Annotated in this window: 16 protein-coding genes and 1 pseudogene; 5 read left to right on the plus strand and 12 right to left on the minus strand. The window is 35.0% G+C overall.

Annotation, left to right across the window (positions count from 1 at the left end):
• Positions 1–22: 22 nt before the first annotated feature.
• From L1S35_RS07510 to L1S35_RS07545, 8 genes and pseudogenes are all read right to left on the minus strand, one after another.
• Positions 23–1,219, minus strand: a pseudogene (locus tag L1S35_RS07510) (aryl-sulfate sulfotransferase); the annotation flags it as partial.
• Position 1,220: 1 nt separating this feature from the next.
• The gene (locus tag L1S35_RS07515) at positions 1,221–2,498 is read right to left on the minus strand and encodes a T9SS type A sorting domain-containing protein (protein ID WP_236398735.1); all 1,278 of its coding nucleotides are present in this window, start codon (positions 2,496–2,498) and stop codon (positions 1,221–1,223) included.
• 59 nt (positions 2,499–2,557) lie between these two features.
• A complete protein-coding gene (locus L1S35_RS07520; RefSeq protein WP_236398738.1) occupies positions 2,558–3,907 on the minus strand; it encodes a YHYH protein in 1,350 nt (449 codons plus the stop codon).
• A 76-nt stretch (positions 3,908–3,983) separates the two neighbouring features.
• Positions 3,984–5,003, minus strand: coding sequence for a cytochrome-c peroxidase (locus L1S35_RS07525; RefSeq protein ID WP_236398741.1), 1,020 nt, complete (start codon positions 5,001–5,003; stop codon positions 3,984–3,986).
• On the minus strand, positions 5,000–5,698 hold the full coding sequence (locus tag L1S35_RS07530) for an MbnP family protein (RefSeq protein ID WP_236398744.1): 699 nt from the start codon (positions 5,696–5,698) through the stop codon (positions 5,000–5,002). The genes L1S35_RS07525 and L1S35_RS07530 overlap by 4 nt, the downstream gene beginning before the upstream one ends.
• Entirely contained in the window at positions 5,691–6,164 is a 474-nt protein-coding gene (locus L1S35_RS07535; RefSeq protein ID WP_236398747.1) for a periplasmic heavy metal sensor, read from the minus strand. Before L1S35_RS07535 ends, L1S35_RS07530 begins: the two co-directional genes overlap by 8 nt.
• 2 nt (positions 6,165–6,166) lie before the next feature.
• Complete coding sequence (locus tag L1S35_RS07540) at positions 6,167–6,439, minus strand: hypothetical protein (RefSeq protein WP_236398751.1); 273 nt, start codon at positions 6,437–6,439, stop codon at positions 6,167–6,169.
• 70 nt (positions 6,440–6,509) lie between these two features.
• Positions 6,510–7,058 carry an RNA polymerase sigma factor gene (locus L1S35_RS07545; protein ID WP_236398752.1) on the minus strand — a complete coding sequence of 183 codons (549 nt, stop codon included), beginning with the start codon at positions 7,056–7,058 and terminating at the stop codon, positions 6,510–6,512.
• A gap of 166 nt (positions 7,059–7,224) precedes the next feature.
• On the opposite strand from L1S35_RS07545, the gene fabG reads away from it, so the two are divergent.
• Both fabG and L1S35_RS07555 read left to right on the plus strand, forming a co-directional pair.
• Positions 7,225–7,971 (plus strand): 3-oxoacyl-[acyl-carrier-protein] reductase, encoded by a 747-nt coding sequence (gene fabG, locus L1S35_RS07550; RefSeq protein WP_236398755.1) that lies wholly within the window; start codon positions 7,225–7,227, stop codon positions 7,969–7,971.
• Positions 7,972–8,060: 89 nt separating this feature from the next.
• Positions 8,061–10,088 (plus strand): hypothetical protein, encoded by a 2,028-nt coding sequence (locus tag L1S35_RS07555; RefSeq protein WP_236398758.1) that lies wholly within the window; start codon positions 8,061–8,063, stop codon positions 10,086–10,088.
• A gap of 3 nt (positions 10,089–10,091) precedes the next feature.
• Here L1S35_RS07555 and L1S35_RS07560 read toward each other — a convergent pair whose 3' ends face one another.
• A complete protein-coding gene (locus L1S35_RS07560; protein WP_236398761.1) occupies positions 10,092–10,505 on the minus strand; it encodes a hypothetical protein in 414 nt (137 codons plus the stop codon).
• Between the two features lie 122 nt (positions 10,506–10,627).
• On the opposite strand from L1S35_RS07560, the gene bshA reads away from it, so the two are divergent.
• Entirely contained in the window at positions 10,628–11,761 is a 1,134-nt protein-coding gene (gene bshA, locus L1S35_RS07565) for an N-acetyl-alpha-D-glucosaminyl L-malate synthase BshA (RefSeq protein WP_236398764.1), read from the plus strand.
• The gene (locus tag L1S35_RS07570; RefSeq protein WP_236398767.1) at positions 11,758–12,183 is read left to right on the plus strand and encodes a hypothetical protein; all 426 of its coding nucleotides are present in this window, start codon (positions 11,758–11,760) and stop codon (positions 12,181–12,183) included. The genes bshA and L1S35_RS07570 overlap by 4 nt, the downstream gene beginning before the upstream one ends.
• Positions 12,184–12,231: 48 nt before the next feature.
• Here L1S35_RS07570 and L1S35_RS07575 read toward each other — a convergent pair whose 3' ends face one another.
• The 3 genes from L1S35_RS07575 to L1S35_RS07585 form a co-directional block, all read right to left on the minus strand.
• Complete coding sequence (locus tag L1S35_RS07575) at positions 12,232–12,732, minus strand: hypothetical protein (protein ID WP_236398769.1); 501 nt, start codon at positions 12,730–12,732, stop codon at positions 12,232–12,234.
• A 110-nt stretch (positions 12,733–12,842) separates the two neighbouring features.
• Positions 12,843–13,673, minus strand: a complete 831-nt coding sequence (locus L1S35_RS07580; RefSeq protein ID WP_236398772.1) for a UDP-2,3-diacylglucosamine diphosphatase — start codon at positions 13,671–13,673, stop codon at positions 12,843–12,845.
• A 112-nt stretch (positions 13,674–13,785) separates the two neighbouring features.
• Positions 13,786–14,595, minus strand: a complete 810-nt coding sequence (locus tag L1S35_RS07585; RefSeq protein ID WP_236398775.1) for a hypothetical protein — start codon at positions 14,593–14,595, stop codon at positions 13,786–13,788.
• 117 nt (positions 14,596–14,712) lie between these two features.
• Here L1S35_RS07585 and aroC point away from each other — a divergent pair, with 117 nt between their 5' ends.
• On the plus strand, positions 14,713–15,777 hold the full coding sequence (gene aroC, locus L1S35_RS07590; protein WP_236398778.1) for a chorismate synthase: 1,065 nt from the start codon (positions 14,713–14,715) through the stop codon (positions 15,775–15,777).
• Positions 15,778–15,835: the final 58 nt, after the last annotated feature.

Here is a 15,835-nt window from a genome sequence, read left to right on the forward strand (position 1 = left end):
GAGCTATTGGATTTATATATTTCCAAACAGTAGTTCCAGTTGAATTGACTTCAGTAAACATACCAGCCGGACCATTGCAAAGCAATACATTTCCATTAGAAAGCTGTTGTGCTCCTGATATATTTTGTGCATAATAACTATTGGGATTTCCATTATTATAAATCCATGAATATGTCGTTGGCAAATAGGGGAGTGTATTTGTATAAGTATATCCAATAACTGGCGGATTAATAATTTCTACAGTTGTGTAGTTTCCTCCTGTTCTCGCTAAACCATTATTATAGATCATGATTTGATTTTCAAAAGGAAGACCGCTGACAATCCAATTGGCATTATGTTGTCCAAAAAATTTTTTATTTGCAATTGTTCCATTATTATAGGCAGCGGGATTCCCCCAACGGTATAATAAATCTCCTCCTTTTCCTGAATTTCCACCAGTATGACTTGCCGCTTGAGCTGTGGTTGTACTGTGGTCAATAATCCATATTTCGTTCATATTGTGTGAACTAATCAAAATTTGGTCAAGGGTAGGATTATAGTCAATCGAATTTAAATGTATCCAATCTGGTTCGGTTGCACTTGCATTAAAATTAAGGTTAAGTAACTGTGGATTAGTAGCAATGCTTCCAAAGTTTGGTTTAGCGTTATCATAATCCTGAATCAAATGATCCCAAAGATGCCATTCCCAAACTATGATGCCACCGCTTAAACCATTAGGCTGCACTTCAATTATTTGTTCGCTCCATAAAGTAGTTGGAACTAATGATGGATTTCTACCGGCAGCAATAGCTTGTGTATTGGTTTTAGCTTCCCATGCAATAATGAGTACATTTCCATTTGGTAATGCTTTTACATCGTGGTGCTGGCATTTTGTAGCATCCGATACAGTATAACTCCAAGTTACATTACCATTCCAATCAATTTTCTCAATAATTCCACCTCTTCCGCCAGCATTGAAAGTGGTATTATTTGCATTTCCGGTTCGAAGTAAATTTCCATCCGGAAGAATGTAAACTGATTGTCCCGGTCTATAGGTACTAGGCCAGGTTTTGACTTCCTTTCCACATTTGTCAATCAAATAAGTTGTAGTGCTGTTTATCGGAGCAAATAAAACATATCCATTATCTAACGAACCTGTATCGTGTTGAATTAATCCAATGGTTTGAGAAAAGGAATTTGTAATGAAAACGAATAGTATAGGTAAGTATAGTTTTTTCATACTATTTGATGATTATTTTTTCTGATGTTTTTGTTGTACCATTATCTAAAGTAACAATATATTGTCCTGATTGTAGCTCGCTAACATCTATTGAATAGGAAACAGCGGTTTGTATGTTGCTTACCTCTTTTATTTTTTTACCCGTTATATCAAATATCGAAAAAGTCATATTGCTATTAAATGAAGCTGGAATATAAAAATTAACAGTGTCACTTGCCGGATTTGGATAACAAAGTAACACTAATACATTATCAACTTCATTGATGCTCAAATAAACAGTTACAGGCTCAGTAATTGTTGTATTTAATCCACCATTTGGTCCCATATTGGAAGAGGTAACTACACCGTAAAATGTTGGTCCGATTAGATAAGGATAAGCCGGCACTAAATTATCATCCAGTGTTGCAAAGTAACAGTAAATGCCGCTAGGATATTCAGGTGTTACACAAAATCTGCCATTGTGTTCATCTAAATCACCAAGTCCGGCTACATATTCATAATCTTGTGCATAAGCACCTAATGGATAAGTTGAAAGCGGCGGTCCAAAAAAGTTTGGAGTTAAAACAGTTCCGTCCGGTAAAGTAGTTCGTTCAGTGATATTACGAAGTCTATAACTGGAATTAATTTTTCGTATAGGACCAGTTCCATTGGTATTTGAATAACCATAAGAACCATAAATTGGAAATCCGTCAAAAGCAAAACCTATTAGAGGAGCATGAACACTTGAATTGGTTTCGTCCCAATGGCATTTTGGACTAACATGAGAATGGTATTCAAAGTTTCCGTTTGGATGTCCCATACAAATATCAAATGTTTGCAAATCAATATGTTCAAAATAAAAAGCGTTTTGAAACCAAACATTTTCTTCTTCCCAACTTTTAGCATCCAAAGGATTATACAACGACATCCCGTTAGTAAAAATGCCAATATGACCATAGGGAGCAACGGTTGGAGTTCCGGTATTTTGTATTGGGTTTAATCTGATTTTGAATAAATAATTTTTGTTCAATGGTTCCCATGGATTGTTTGGCCAATAATCATCTGGACCTGCCGAAACACCATCAGTACTGGTTAAAGGCAACCAACCTGGAATGTCAGTGCAACTGATATAAACAAAATTGGTGGAATATTGTACTTGTTGCACATTTATGGGGATTCCTTCATAACCGGTAATTCCTGTTGGATTTTGCAGCCAAGCTGTGATGGCTGGATTTGTTTGTGCATCAATGCCGGAAGTACAGCAAGTAAGAAGTAAAATAAAGTATACAGCTCTGTTCATAACGTAAAATTTAGATTTTTTGACACTAAGAATAGAGTTTGGTTTAATTAGAATATTTTTTATTTGTTAATTATAACTTTAACCGTTTTATCATTCTTTCCGTCAGTAACTTTTACAAAATAAATACCGTTATAAATTGTATCAGTTTCAATAATACTTAATGTACTTCCTTGCAAAATTTTATTGGTTTTTACAATTTGACCTAATTCATTTATCAAATAAACATCCATATCATTTGTAGCCATTGGAGTCTGAATAGCAATGAATTCTGATGCTGGATTTGGTGCTATTGTAACTTTAAAATCAGGGTTTTCAATTAAATTAGTGGTTAAAGTCGTTGTTCCACCGGGAACAGATGTTGGAGTTGTAACCGTAATATTGCCATAAAACGTTGGTCCAACTACATAAGGATAAGCCGAATTATGATTGGCATCTACGGTAGTAAAATAACAATAAATTCCGTTGGGATATAACGAGGCGGGATATTCAGGGGTATTGCAAATTCTGCCATTATGTGAATCTAAATACGTTGGATCACCAGGATGAGCAATGTATTCATAATCCTCTCTGAAATAACCATTAAAAAAAGTTTGTGTTCCAACAACTTGATTAATAGCTGGGCCATTAGTTCTTAATCCGGTTGGATATGATTTTAATTGATAACTCGATTTCATTCGGGTTATTGCTCCGGTTCCATCTGTGTTGGTATACGCATAAGCACCGTAAATTGGAAAACCATCATAGGCAAATCCCAACAAAGGCGAATGTTGCGATGGATTAATTACATATAAACCATCAGCAGGGTAAGTATTGCAAACATTAGAAAGAACAACCAAATCTAAATTGAAAGCACTTGGGTTTTGGTGATGGTGGTAATTTCCCATAGCCGGATGTGCTTTGGCACAATCAAAACCTGCTCTTTCAGCAGGAATAGCATCTCTTGTCCAATTAGTCGTTCCGGAACAGGGAGGATTTCCCGGTCCGCCACATAATGCTCCGGTAGTATTATTCCAAGCTACACCATCACGGTAATCAAATAAGGCGACACCATTTTTAAAAACACCTATATTTCCCCCGGTTGTTGCTGTTGTCCCGGTGCCTTGAACAGGATTTAAAGGAATTCTGAAAATTTTATTTTGAGCTGTAGCTAACGATGGATTCCCATCTAGAAAAGGCCCTGTAATATAAGCAGGAATTCCAGTTGCTGAGATATAAGAATACGTTGTATTGTATTGCACAGTTTGAACATTGGCTAATACGGCATCGTTTATGGGTGTTGAGTTCCCGGCAACATAATGACGCCCTGTAATTCCGGTTGTGTTGATTAACCATCCCGTTATTGCAGGATTAGTTTGTGCATTAGTAATAAATGCTACAATTAAGGTAATAAGTTTAATTAACTTTCTCATACTTTATGGTTTGTATTTTTTTGTAATATATTTTTAGACGTTGTTTCTATAAATTTCTTGTACTACTTGTAAAAATTTATTCTCTTGGATGGCTAAATCGCTTATCAAATAAAAATTCCTTATCCGTTAAAGTTGTTAAAAACAAAACTAAATCCACTCTGTCATTATCGGATAAGTTCATGGGCTTGGCTAATTCTTTTGGTAAACTTTTATTATGGTCTAAAGAATTATAATGTTTCACCACTTCTGTTAAAGTTTTAAATCTTCCGTCATGCATGTAGGGAAATGTGAATTGAATATTTCTCAAAGTTGGTATTTTGAAACGAAGGTAATCTTCTTTTTTATTGGAAATTTTCATTCTTCCCAAATCATTTAAGGTTTCATCGACGGTTAATCCGTTTTTCTCAAATTTATCATCAGTAAAAAGCGGTTCTTTATGACAAGAAGCACAATTCGTTTTAAATAAATTGTAACCACGCTGTTCTCTTTCATTGTATTGTTCTTCATTTCGCATTACTCTATCATATTTAGAATTTGATGATTTCAGCATAACAGTAAATTGAGCTAAGGCTTTGAATAATCGTTGGCTTGTAACTTTTTCATCGCCAAAAGCTTTTGAAAAAAGAGTTCTGTATTTTTCACTGGCTTGTAGTTTGGCAATAACATTTTCAAGTTTTTCATCCATTTCTAATGGATTTGTAATTGGATTGATAGGCTGTACTTCGAGATTGTTTACACCACCATCCCACATAAAATCTTTTTTCCAGGCCAGGTTGATTAGCGCCATCGAATTTCGTGTACCAATCTTTCCTTCGATACCATGACTCAATTGATGGTCAACATGTGTAAATCCGGTTTGCTGCAAATGGCAACTCTGACAGGAAATAGTATTGTCTCTTGATAAAATGGGATCATAAAATAAGTTTCTGCCCAATTGAAATCCTTCTTCAGTCAATGGATTTTTTTCGAAATCATATTTTGGTTTTGGCCAGCCTTTTGGTACATCAAGATATAATGGCGTTGTAGTTTGATTTGAAAATCCAAAACCAACTAAGACAATCCCAATTGCCAAAATATGTTTCCAATTGAATTTCATTGTGAATAAAACATTTTAGTGATGTAATTTGCCAATTTCATTGCATCCTTTCCCGGAATCATTACGCTGTTGGTTTCTTTCAACTCCAAATTAGAGAAAAACGGATACAAATCGATGCCAATGTAAATGTCATCGTCAGCTTTTTTGTCCCAATCAAATTTCATCTTACGCATAGCATAATAAGGTTGAAGATAACCACCAATATGAAACTGAAATTCATTTTTTCTAGTAATGCAACTCGAGCTTCTGCCTTCTATTTTCATATTAATATAACCACTTTGCCAAGCCCAATACATTCCTTTGATTGGATCTAAATCGCCTGACAATGCACCGGAAGTATTGGTTAAACTATCAATGCCAATATTGAAAATAATTTTAGAAATTAGTTTGTAGCTTTTCTTGGTTATCGGAATTTGAAAGGATTTTGGATTGTCAGAATCGAGTAGATGATAGCTGTTTTTTTGAATAAAAACCGATTTGTCTTCGTACTGAATTTGAATATTAGAAATATAACATCTAAAAGTTTCAACAACCAAAGTATCATTGTTCGCCGAAACATATTTCTTATTCAACTCGAATGGAAGCTTATTAAATTCTAAATGAAAATTTACTGCAAGCGAATCATTTTTACTTTGAGAAAAAGTCTGAAAGCAAAATAAAAAAAGGAAAACACTATGTATTCCTTTCTTAATCATGTCTTGGTCCGCGAGGTTTTGGCGCAAATATTTTGGACAATTCTTCGGTTAGTTCATTAAAGTCTGCTAACTGATCATTATTACATAGTTTTTTGATGTCTTCAAAGTGTTTGAAATGCGTTGCTTCGATTTGTTTCTGATTTGAATTTATCACGGCAATCAAACTGTCTTTTGTTTTCGCATCTGTTTCTGCTTGATTTAATTCTGCATACAATTGCTGTTTTGCTTCGCGAATATTTCTGTCAAGTTTATTGATTTCACTACGATGCCATTCAATTAATTTGGCATATTCTTTTTGCTGATTGGCATCAAAATGAAGTTTTTCTATGATGATTTCTTTTGGCTGCTGACCATTTCCATGTGGTGGTCTATGACCTTTTGGTCCTAAAAGTAAAAAGCCTAAAGTTCCAAAGTTGATTAGCAATAATCCGATAACGGCAATCGTTAATAGTTTTGTCTTTTCCATTGTTATTTATATAACTGGTTACTTTGATTCACAGTCATTTCTAAATAAGCTGTAGTTGAATCGTGAGTTCGTTTTGATTTGGAGTTAAGTGCCGAAAAGTTTAGTAAAACCAAAACAGCAATCGAAGCGGCAACTAGCCAAACTGTTTTTGATGACACCTTGCTTTCTAACTGAATTCTTTGCTGAATTTTGGAAAATAAATCGTCACTTGGCACTACAGATGTAATTCCATCAGTGCTTTTTAAAATGTTTTCTATCCAATTATTTCTTTCCATTTATTCTGAACTTGCTTCAGAATCTTTCAATCCTGAATATTAATGTTTCTATTTTCTTTGACGAATGTTATTATTTTTTCTTGCGCGAATTATTGAATTTATCAGATAATTTATCTTGAAGCGAAACTTTTGCCCTAAATACAAGCGATTCTACCGATGAAATGCTGAGCTGCATAATCTCCGAAATTTCTGGATTACTCAAACCATCAAGCTTTGAAAGCAAAAAAGCAGTCTTTTGATTTTCGGTTAACGAATTAATAACTTCAAAAAGAATTGCCGCATCTTCTTTGTTTTCCATCAAAATTCCGGGATGTTCAAAGTTGGCTTTGTTTAGGTATTCCTGCTCATTCTGGCTTTTCTTTCCAAAAATAAAAAAGCGTTTCTGACTATTTTTTCGCTTGATAAAATCCAAGCACTGATTAATGGTAATGCGGTAAATCCAGGTTTTATAAGAGGATTTTTGATTGAAGCCGCCTAAAGAATTATAGACTTTTACAAACACATCTTGTGTAATTTCCTCAGCATCTTCAATGTTTTGCAGATAATTCAACGCCACATTGTACACTAGAGTTTTATACTCGTGATACAATTTTTCAAAATGAAATTGGTTTTGAATCATTTGGTAAGGTTGTGAACTTTCGACTTACAATGTTACTAAAGGTTTAAAGATAAATGATTTTTTAGAAGTATAAATTATTCTATATTTGGGCTATCAAATTAAACACTCGTGGCGGAGCCAAATTATATGGAGCGCTGCGGAATAAATCGAAACTAATCTTTATAACATGAAATTATTAGAAGGAAAAGTAGCCATCATAACCGGAGCAAGTAGAGGAATTGGAAGCGGAATTGCTAAAGTTTTTGCTGAACACGGAGCAAATGTTGCGTTTACCTATAGTTCATCTGCCGAATCAGCGCAGGTTTTAGAAAACGAATTATCGGCAATGGGAATCAAAGCCAAAGGATATAAATCGAATGCAGCCGATTTCAACGAAGCACAAAAACTGGTTGATGATGTGTTAGCGGAGTTCGGGAATGTTGATGTATTAATCAACAACGCCGGTATCACAAAAGACAATCTTTTGATGCGGATGAGCGAAGAAGATTTTGACAAAGTAATCGAAATCAACTTGAAATCCGTTTTCAATATGACCAAAGCAGTGCAAAAAATCATGCTTAAAAACCGCAAAGGTTCTATCGTGAATATGAGTTCGGTTGTTGGTGTAAAAGGAAATGCCGGACAAGCTAATTATGCCGCTTCAAAAGCGGGAATGATTGGATTTACTAAATCAATAGCTTTGGAATTGGGTTCAAGAAATATTCGCTGTAATGCTATTGCACCTGGCTTTATTGAAACTGAAATGACTGCAAAGTTAAACGAAGATGTTGTACAAGGCTGGAGAGATTCTATCCCGTTAAAACGTGGTGGAACTCCTGAAGATGTTGCTAATGCTTGTCTATTCTTTGCTTCCGATATGAGCGCCTATGTTTCGGGACAAGTGTTGAATGTTTGTGGAGGAATGTTAACCTAGTATTCAGTTTACAGTCTCAATAAACAGAGATAACTGTCAACTGTGACTGCGACTGCGACTAATTTTTAAACAGAATACCAATCTAAAATATGACAACCACAACAATCCTGTTATTACTCGTATCAATACTTATTGCTGCTGGTTTATCATTTTACCAATATTTATATAAAGTCAAAAGCAAGTCGAATATCAATTTGCTTTTGGCTTTTTTGCGTTTCTTTTCGATTTTTGGATTATTACTTTTATTGATTAATCCGATAATTACACGAAAAACTGTAGAAACAGTTAAAACACCTTTGCCAATTGTTATAGATAATTCGGCTTCGATTAAAGATTTAAAAGCGGATAAATCGGCTATGGAAGTTTTTCAAAAGCTCTCAGAAAACAAAGATTTAGCCGATAAATTTGATGTTCAAAACTATCAGTTTGATACCGATTTTCTTCCGGCTGACACTATCGATTTCAAAGGAACTCAGTCTAACATTGATGTTGCTGCCAAAAATCTGAAGAACATCTATAAAAATCAGCAGTATCCAACGGTTTTAATTTCGGACGGAAACCAGACATCGGGCGAAGATTATGTTTTCGGATTTAATTCTGATAATAAGGTTTATCCATTGGTTGTTGGCGATACGGCGACTTATTTGGATTTGAGAATTACCCAACTGAATGTCAATAAATATGCATTCCACAAAAACAAATTTCCGGTTGAAGTTTTTCTGAATTATGCCGGAACCAAAAGTATCAACGCCACATTTAAAATCTCGCAAGGAAATAGTATTCTGAACGAACAAACGGTTGCTTTTTCTCCATCAAAAAAATCGGCAACACTAAATGTTTTATTGCCTGCGGACAAGGTTGGTTTGCAGATTCTGAAAGCTACTGTTTTATCAAAAGAACAGGAAAAAAACACGTATAACAATATCAAGAATTTTGCTGTAGAAGTTATCGATCAAAAGACAGAAGTTGCTTTGATTTCATCCATTTCACATCCTGATTTGGGAGCAATTAAGCGAAGCATCGAAACTAATGCTCAACGAAAAGTAACAATTCTTAAACCAAACCAAGTCAGTTCGTTAACAAATTATAATGTTTTGATATTGTATCAGCCAAATGCTGAGTTTAGAACCATCTTTGATCAAAACGAAAATGCCAAAATCAACACTTGGATTATCACAGGAAACGACACCGATTTTAATTTTTTGAATCAGAATCAGGACAATTATACTTTCAAAATGAGCAGCAGCAAGGAAGATTATTTGGCTTCATTTGACAGTCAGTTCAATCTTTTTGCATTGGATAATATTGGCTTCGAACAATTCCCGCCACTGGAAAATCCGTTTGGAGCAATTACGGCTAGCGGTAATAATACTATTTTGTTATCGTCAACCATTCGTAACATTCAAACCAATCAACCTTTAATGGCTTTTGCCGAAAATCAGGGAAAACGAAGAGCCTTTTTGTTTGGAGAAAACATCTGGAAATGGCGTGCCAATAATTATATTGACAAAAAAAGCTTTACCGATTTTGATATTTTTCTGGATAAAACCATACAATATTTAGCATCAAACAACGCCAGAAAGTCTTTAGTTGTTACTCATGAACGCTTTTATAATTCGGGCGAAGGCATTGAAATAACGGCTCAATATTTCAATAAAAATTATGAACTCGACGAAAAAGCCCGATTAACTATAGCAGTTACAAATACCAAAACCAAGCAAGTCAAGAATTATGATTTGCTTCGAACTACAAACGCTTTTCAGGCTAATTTGGATGGATTATCAGCAGGGAATTATGCATTTACTGTCAAAGAATTGAATTCTAATTCTGTTTATTCAAGTCGATTTGAGGTATTAGATTTTGATATTGAAAAGCAATTTGTAAATCCGGATTGGAACAAACTGAATCAATTAGCAACCCAAACTAAAGGCAAGGCATTCTTGTCAAATCAAGCCGATTTGCTTATCAAACAATTACTTGCAGACGACAGTTATAAAGCCATCCAAAAAACATTGGTAAAAAAATCACCATTAATTGATTGGGTTTGGCTATTGGTTTTAATAGCTATTTCTTTAGCTTCCGAATGGTTTATCAGAAAGTATAACGGCCTGTTATAGTCTTTAATTCTTCTTTCTCAAAACAAGTTTTCCTCCTAAATAAGCCATCGGAATATAAGCTAATACCAAATCAATAACGGTAAACCAAAGTGGTGATGGAAGCATAAAAATGTTCGTGATTCCACCTATCAAATTGACAACACCGATTGCAATAGCAAACCGCATTTTATTATTGGCGGCTATACCGGCAGCTATTAATGCGCCAACAAATGTACCAAGCGCATGCGCAACAAAAGGTAAAAGAAAATGTTTTGGTTCCATTAGTGGCATGGCAGCTTGTAATCCTTCCATTGTTGTTAAGTCGCTACCAACTGGCGGTGGAATAATAGAACCACTAGCCATAATGATTGACATATTTACTATGCCTCCGATAACAAGCCCAAGAACTACTGCTAAAATGTTTTTTAAAATATTCATAATAAGTTGGTTTTGGTTAATGGATACTAAAGTAATAAAATTCAATCATATAATCATTTTTAACAAAAACTAACAAAATGACAAGTCAATTTTATGTAAATTCGTAACACTAAAAAAGACACATGAAAATTGCCATTGTATGCTATCCAACTTTTGGTGGTAGTGGTGTGGTAGCCACTGAATTAGGTTTAGAGCTTGCCCATCGCGGACACGAAATTCATTTTATTACTTATCGTCAGCCGGTTCGGTTGGCACTTCTAAATTCAAATGTGCATTATCATGAAGTTAATGTTCCTGAATATCCTTTATTTCATTATCAGCCTTATGAGTTAGCGTTGTCGAGTAAATTGGTCGATATGGTGAAACTCTATAAAATCGAATTGATGCACGTGCATTATGCTATTCCACATGCTTATGCCGGTTATATGGCAAAGCAGATGTTGAAAGCTGAAGGAATTAAGATTCCGATGGTTACAACACTACACGGAACTGACATCACTTTGGTTGGAAACCATCCTGTTTATAAACCTGCCGTTACGTTCAGCATCAATAAATCAGATATTGTGACTTCTGTTTCGCAGAGTTTGAAGGATGATACTTTGCGACTTTTTAATGTTAAAAAAGAGATTCATGTAATTCCGAATTTTATAGAGTTGGATAAAATACGTAATGAAAGTCAGATTTCCTGTCATCGTTCTGTTATGGCAAAAAAAGAAGAGCGAATAGTAACGCATATCAGTAATTTCCGCAGAGTAAAACGAATTCCGGATATTATTAAGATATTTTATAAAATTCAACAGAAGATTCCGGCTAAGCTAATGATGGTTGGTGATGGTCCTGAAAAATCAAGAGCGGTACAACTTTGTAAAGAACTTGGTATTGAAGACAAAGTTATTTTCTTTGGAAACAGCAACGAAATAGATCAGATTCTTTCGTATTCCGACTTGTTTTTATTGCCATCAGAAACCGAAAGTTTTGGTTTGGCTGCACTCGAAGCTATGGCATGGAGTGTTCCTATAATATCAAGTAATTCAGGCGGTTTGCCCGAAGTAAACTTTGATGGAGTTTCAGGATATCTCAGCGATGTTGGCGACATTGACAGCATGGCAGAGAATGCCTTAAAAATTCTTTCTGATGATGCTACTTTAGCTGAGTTTCGAAAAAAAGCGTTAAATGTTGCGCAACAATTTGACATCAAAAATATACTTCCATTGTATGAAGCATTGTATCATAAAGCCATTAACAATTCCAAATGAGAAAAATAATTTCTATACTAGTAATTGCCTTATTGTATTCTTGTTCGCCAACAAAGAATACAGCCAACAAACAGTTATATGAAGTGCTGTTGGTCAAAAATGATGGTGGTGCAAATATTAAGTTTTATGAAATATTCACAGAATCAAAAGAAATCAAAATGCTTTTGGGAGATGAAACGCTGCGTAAAAAAATAAGTGCAAATGATATAACCGAGAGTAATTTTGTTATCCTAAATACAGGACCAACTGAGGAAAAGAGTAATAAAGTCACCATTGAAAATGTCATTGAGACACCAACTCAAATAGAAGTTTACATTAAGGACGATCAAAAAAATATTGAAGCTGTTCAGACAAACGATGAAACTTTGTATCCTTATACGGTTATAAAAATCAATTCGAAGAAACCAATTGTTATCAAATAAAAAATCCCGTCTTAATTCAGACGGGATTTTTGTTTATGTAGATTTTGATTAAAATCTGTAACGAATTCCAAGCGCAATATCCGGACCGAAATTGTCTTCTCTAAACTTGTTATCACCACTATTATTCAAATAGAATTCAGGTCTAAAGTCTAAAGATAACTGAATTGGAGCTTCCTGAAAGTTATATTCTATACCAATATCTCCGGCAGCAAGAATGATAGTACCGCTTTCGCTTGCACCACCTTTATTATAACTCCAGCTTCCTAATCCGGCACCAACTCCAGCATACCAATTGAATCCTTTGTCAATGTCCCAAACCCATTGGTATAAACCAACAAGTTTCCATGCATCAACATCATTGCTGTTTCTCCATCCTAAATCCAATTCTAAACGATTGTTTTTAGACAAACCTCTTTGGTATGAAACTTCTCCACCAAAACCATCGTTGTCTCCTAAACGTAATCCTAACGCATTCTTTGAAATGTCCTGAGCCTGTGCGCTAAATGCTAACCCCATTAGCATAAAAGCAGATAAAATGATTTTTTTCATTGTTTAATTTTTAATTAGTTTTGACAAAGGTCGACAAAAACAATGCCAACGCCTTTATATAATATTACAAATTTATTATACAATTTCTGACTAAACTAATCAGTTGTGAATTATTTTTCCTTTGAATAAATCACAGAGGCGATAAGTTGCTGGCTTAAAAAATCTTCCATTTCGAATAGGTCTTCTTCTTCGCGTTCCGTATGTTCTTCATAGCGGTAAAGCTTCCAACGGCGGTTACTATATTCTAAAGCCGTAAGGTTTTCAACCCAATCGCCAGAGTTTAAGTAGGTAGTTGCCCCTTGCTTGTTTTCCTTTTTTAGGATTTTTGGCTCATGGATGTGACCGCAAATTACATAATCATATTTTTTTTCGATAGCCAAATCTGTCGCTGTAGTTTCAAAATCAGAAATGTGTTTAACTGCCGATTTTACACCGGCTTTTATTTTCTTTGAGAAGGAATAAGGTTCTTTGCCTAGTTTTTTCAAGCACCAATTGACAAACCTATTTATAAGTATCAAATAATCATAACCCAAACCGCCTAATTTGGCAATCCATTTAGAGTGCTGTACCGAAGCATCGAATACATCACCATGAAATATCCAGGCCTTTTTATAATCTAAATCGAGAACAAGTTTATCTACTATAGCGATATTACCAATGGTTGAATCGCTAAATTTTCGAAGCATTTCGTCATGGTTTCCGGTTATGTAATACACTTTTGTTCCTTTCGAAGCCAAGTCGACAATCTTCTTGATGACTTTTAAATGGGCTTTCGGAAAGTAGGATTTTCGGAATTGCCAAATATCGATAATGTCTCCGTTTAAAACTAAAACCTTTGGCTTGATAGAGGATAAGTAATAGCTCAATTCGTGAGCATGTGAACCAAAGGTTCCTAAATGAACGTCTGAAATCACTACTACATCTAATTTTCTTTTTTTCAAAATGAATGAATTTAGAGTTTAGCAAATTAAAGACCCTTACATTAATTGAATTAAAAATTAATGTTATCAAATTCACATATTTCGTTCCGATAAGGCAGACTTTGCAACTTTACTAGTTGTTAACAAAATGATTATCTAGCAATTCATTTTGGGTTTGTGAACCGCTTTGCGGTATTGGCAATGAAATTCCAAATGAGGAGAAATCCTGAAGCTCATAGCTGATAATGGTATTGGCATATACCATTCCAATATTTTTTGCATAATATTGAGTTGACGAAACAACATCCTGAGTGTTTAATAACGTAACAGATAGCGGAATAGGAATCCCCGGAACTGTTACTGTTGTTGCAACTTTCAGATTTAAAGTAGTTTTTACTTTTTTTACATCTGTATAAGAGTGGTTCTCATCAATACTAAAAGTGGGTAAGGTTTCTAATGCTGTTGTTTTCAGGGTATAGTTTATCACAAGTGGATACCCTTGAAAATCCTGATTGATAACTCCGGAAACTGAACCTAATTCCTGATTTGCAGCAGCGCTTTCCTTAAAAATCATTAAATCAGTAACACTTAAATCAATTGGCAGTACAGCTCCTAAATTCAATCCGGCATTCCCTGACATATAAAGGGCATCGTTCTGTTTACGGACTCCATTATTACGTAGTGAATTGGAATAAAAACCAAACGGAATATTAAGGGTTTTAAATTTTTTATAGGTTTTGGTATTGATAACAGTATCATTCGATATATATAAAGAGTCCCGATTGGTGATGGCCAGACCATCAGCTGTAACATCATAAGTCCAGTAATTTCCAACTTCCAAAGGCAAATAAACTCCAGAATTAGCACTTCCTGATGAATCATCACTTGAACATCCGGCCAAAAGCGTAAAGGCAATGGCAATAAAGAATAATTTAGTTTTCATTTTTATTATAATTAGTTTGTATTGCGAATGTAATGAAGAAATCTTTATGCTATTAATTTTAAATAATAACTTTTGACTTTGTATCATTAATGTTATATTTGTTTTAAAACAAGACTCATGGCAGGAAATAGTTACGGAACACTTTTTAAACTTACCACTTTTGGTGAATCGCACGGAGAAGCTTTAGGTGGGATTATTGACGGTTGTCCTGCAGGAATTACAATCGATTTATCTGCCATTCAAAACGAAATGCAGCGCAGAAAACCGGGTCAGTCTTCTATAGTTACACAACGTAAAGAAGAAGACGAAGTGCAGTTACTTTCAGGGATTTTTGAAGGTAAAACGACCGGAACGCCAATCGGTTTTATCATTCCGAATACCAATCAGAAGTCGGATGATTATTCACATATCAAAGACAGTTATCGTCCAAGTCACGCCGATTACGTTTACGAAAAGAAATACGGAATCCGAGATTATCGCGGCGGCGGAAGAAGTTCGGCTCGTGAAACAGCTAGCAGAGTTGTAGCTGGTGCCATTGCCAAACAAGTTTTATCCAATATTAAAATCAATGCTTTTGTATCTTCTGTGGGAGAAATTTTCATTGATAAACCATATCAAGATTTAGATTTTTCTTTAATTGAAACCAATGCTGTTCGTTGTCCTGATTTAGCGACTGCTGAAAAAATGGAAAACTACATTAAGGAAATCCGCAAGCAAGGTGACACTGTTGGTGGAACTGTAACCTGTGTTATCCAAAATGTGCCAATCGGATTGGGTGAACCGGTTTTTGACAAACTTCACGCCGAGTTAGGTAAAGCGATGTTATCCATCAACGCGGTAAAAGGCTTTGAATTTGGCAGCGGATTTTGTGGTGCCAAAATGAAAGGTAGTGAACATAACGATTTATACAACGAAGACGGAACTACAAAAACCAACCTTTCGGGCGGAATTCAAGGTGGTATTTCAAACGGAATGGATATTTATTTCAGAGTAGCATTCAAACCCGTAGCAACATTAATTCAGAAACAGGAAGTGCTGACTAACGAAAATACTTTGGTCGAACAACAAGGCAAAGGCCGACATGATCCTTGTGTGGTGCCACGTGCAGTGCCAATTGTAGAAGCCATGGCAGCAATTGTTTTGGCTGATTTTTATTTATTAAACAAAACCTATCAAAAGTAGTGCTCAGTATTCAGTCTCAGTTGGCAGTGAACTATGCCCGAAAACTGTGACTGCGACT

The organism is Flavobacterium anseongense (assembly GCF_021608185.1).
Taxonomy (GTDB): domain Bacteria; phylum Bacteroidota; class Bacteroidia; order Flavobacteriales; family Flavobacteriaceae; genus Flavobacterium; species Flavobacterium anseongense.

What these genes read in the sequence shown, in the direction of transcription:
- L1S35_RS07515 (WP_236398735.1), bottom strand. Translation starts at nt 2,498, where the DNA reads ATGAACAGAGCTGTATACTTTATTTTACTTCTTACTTGCTGTACTTCC.
- L1S35_RS07520 (WP_236398738.1), bottom strand. Translation starts at nt 3,907, where the DNA reads ATGAGAAAGTTAATTAAACTTATTACCTTAATTGTAGCATTTATTACT.
- L1S35_RS07525 (WP_236398741.1), bottom strand. Translation starts at nt 5,003, where the DNA reads ATGAAATTCAATTGGAAACATATTTTGGCAATTGGGATTGTCTTAGTT.
- L1S35_RS07530 (WP_236398744.1), bottom strand. Translation starts at nt 5,698, where the DNA reads ATGATTAAGAAAGGAATACATAGTGTTTTCCTTTTTTTATTTTGCTTT.
- L1S35_RS07535 (WP_236398747.1), bottom strand. Translation starts at nt 6,164, where the DNA reads ATGGAAAAGACAAAACTATTAACGATTGCCGTTATCGGATTATTGCTA.
- L1S35_RS07540 (WP_236398751.1), bottom strand. Translation starts at nt 6,439, where the DNA reads ATGGAAAGAAATAATTGGATAGAAAACATTTTAAAAAGCACTGATGGA.
- L1S35_RS07545 (WP_236398752.1), bottom strand. Translation starts at nt 7,058, where the DNA reads ATGATTCAAAACCAATTTCATTTTGAAAAATTGTATCACGAGTATAAA.
- fabG (WP_236398755.1), top strand. Translation starts at nt 7,225, where the DNA reads ATGAAATTATTAGAAGGAAAAGTAGCCATCATAACCGGAGCAAGTAGA.
- L1S35_RS07555 (WP_236398758.1), top strand. Translation starts at nt 8,061, where the DNA reads ATGACAACCACAACAATCCTGTTATTACTCGTATCAATACTTATTGCT.
- L1S35_RS07560 (WP_236398761.1), bottom strand. Translation starts at nt 10,505, where the DNA reads ATGAATATTTTAAAAAACATTTTAGCAGTAGTTCTTGGGCTTGTTATC.
- bshA (WP_236398764.1), top strand. Translation starts at nt 10,628, where the DNA reads ATGAAAATTGCCATTGTATGCTATCCAACTTTTGGTGGTAGTGGTGTG.
- L1S35_RS07570 (WP_236398767.1), top strand. Translation starts at nt 11,758, where the DNA reads ATGAGAAAAATAATTTCTATACTAGTAATTGCCTTATTGTATTCTTGT.
- L1S35_RS07575 (WP_236398769.1), bottom strand. Translation starts at nt 12,732, where the DNA reads ATGAAAAAAATCATTTTATCTGCTTTTATGCTAATGGGGTTAGCATTT.
- L1S35_RS07585 (WP_236398775.1), bottom strand. Translation starts at nt 14,595, where the DNA reads ATGAAAACTAAATTATTCTTTATTGCCATTGCCTTTACGCTTTTGGCC.
- aroC (WP_236398778.1), top strand. Translation starts at nt 14,713, where the DNA reads ATGGCAGGAAATAGTTACGGAACACTTTTTAAACTTACCACTTTTGGT.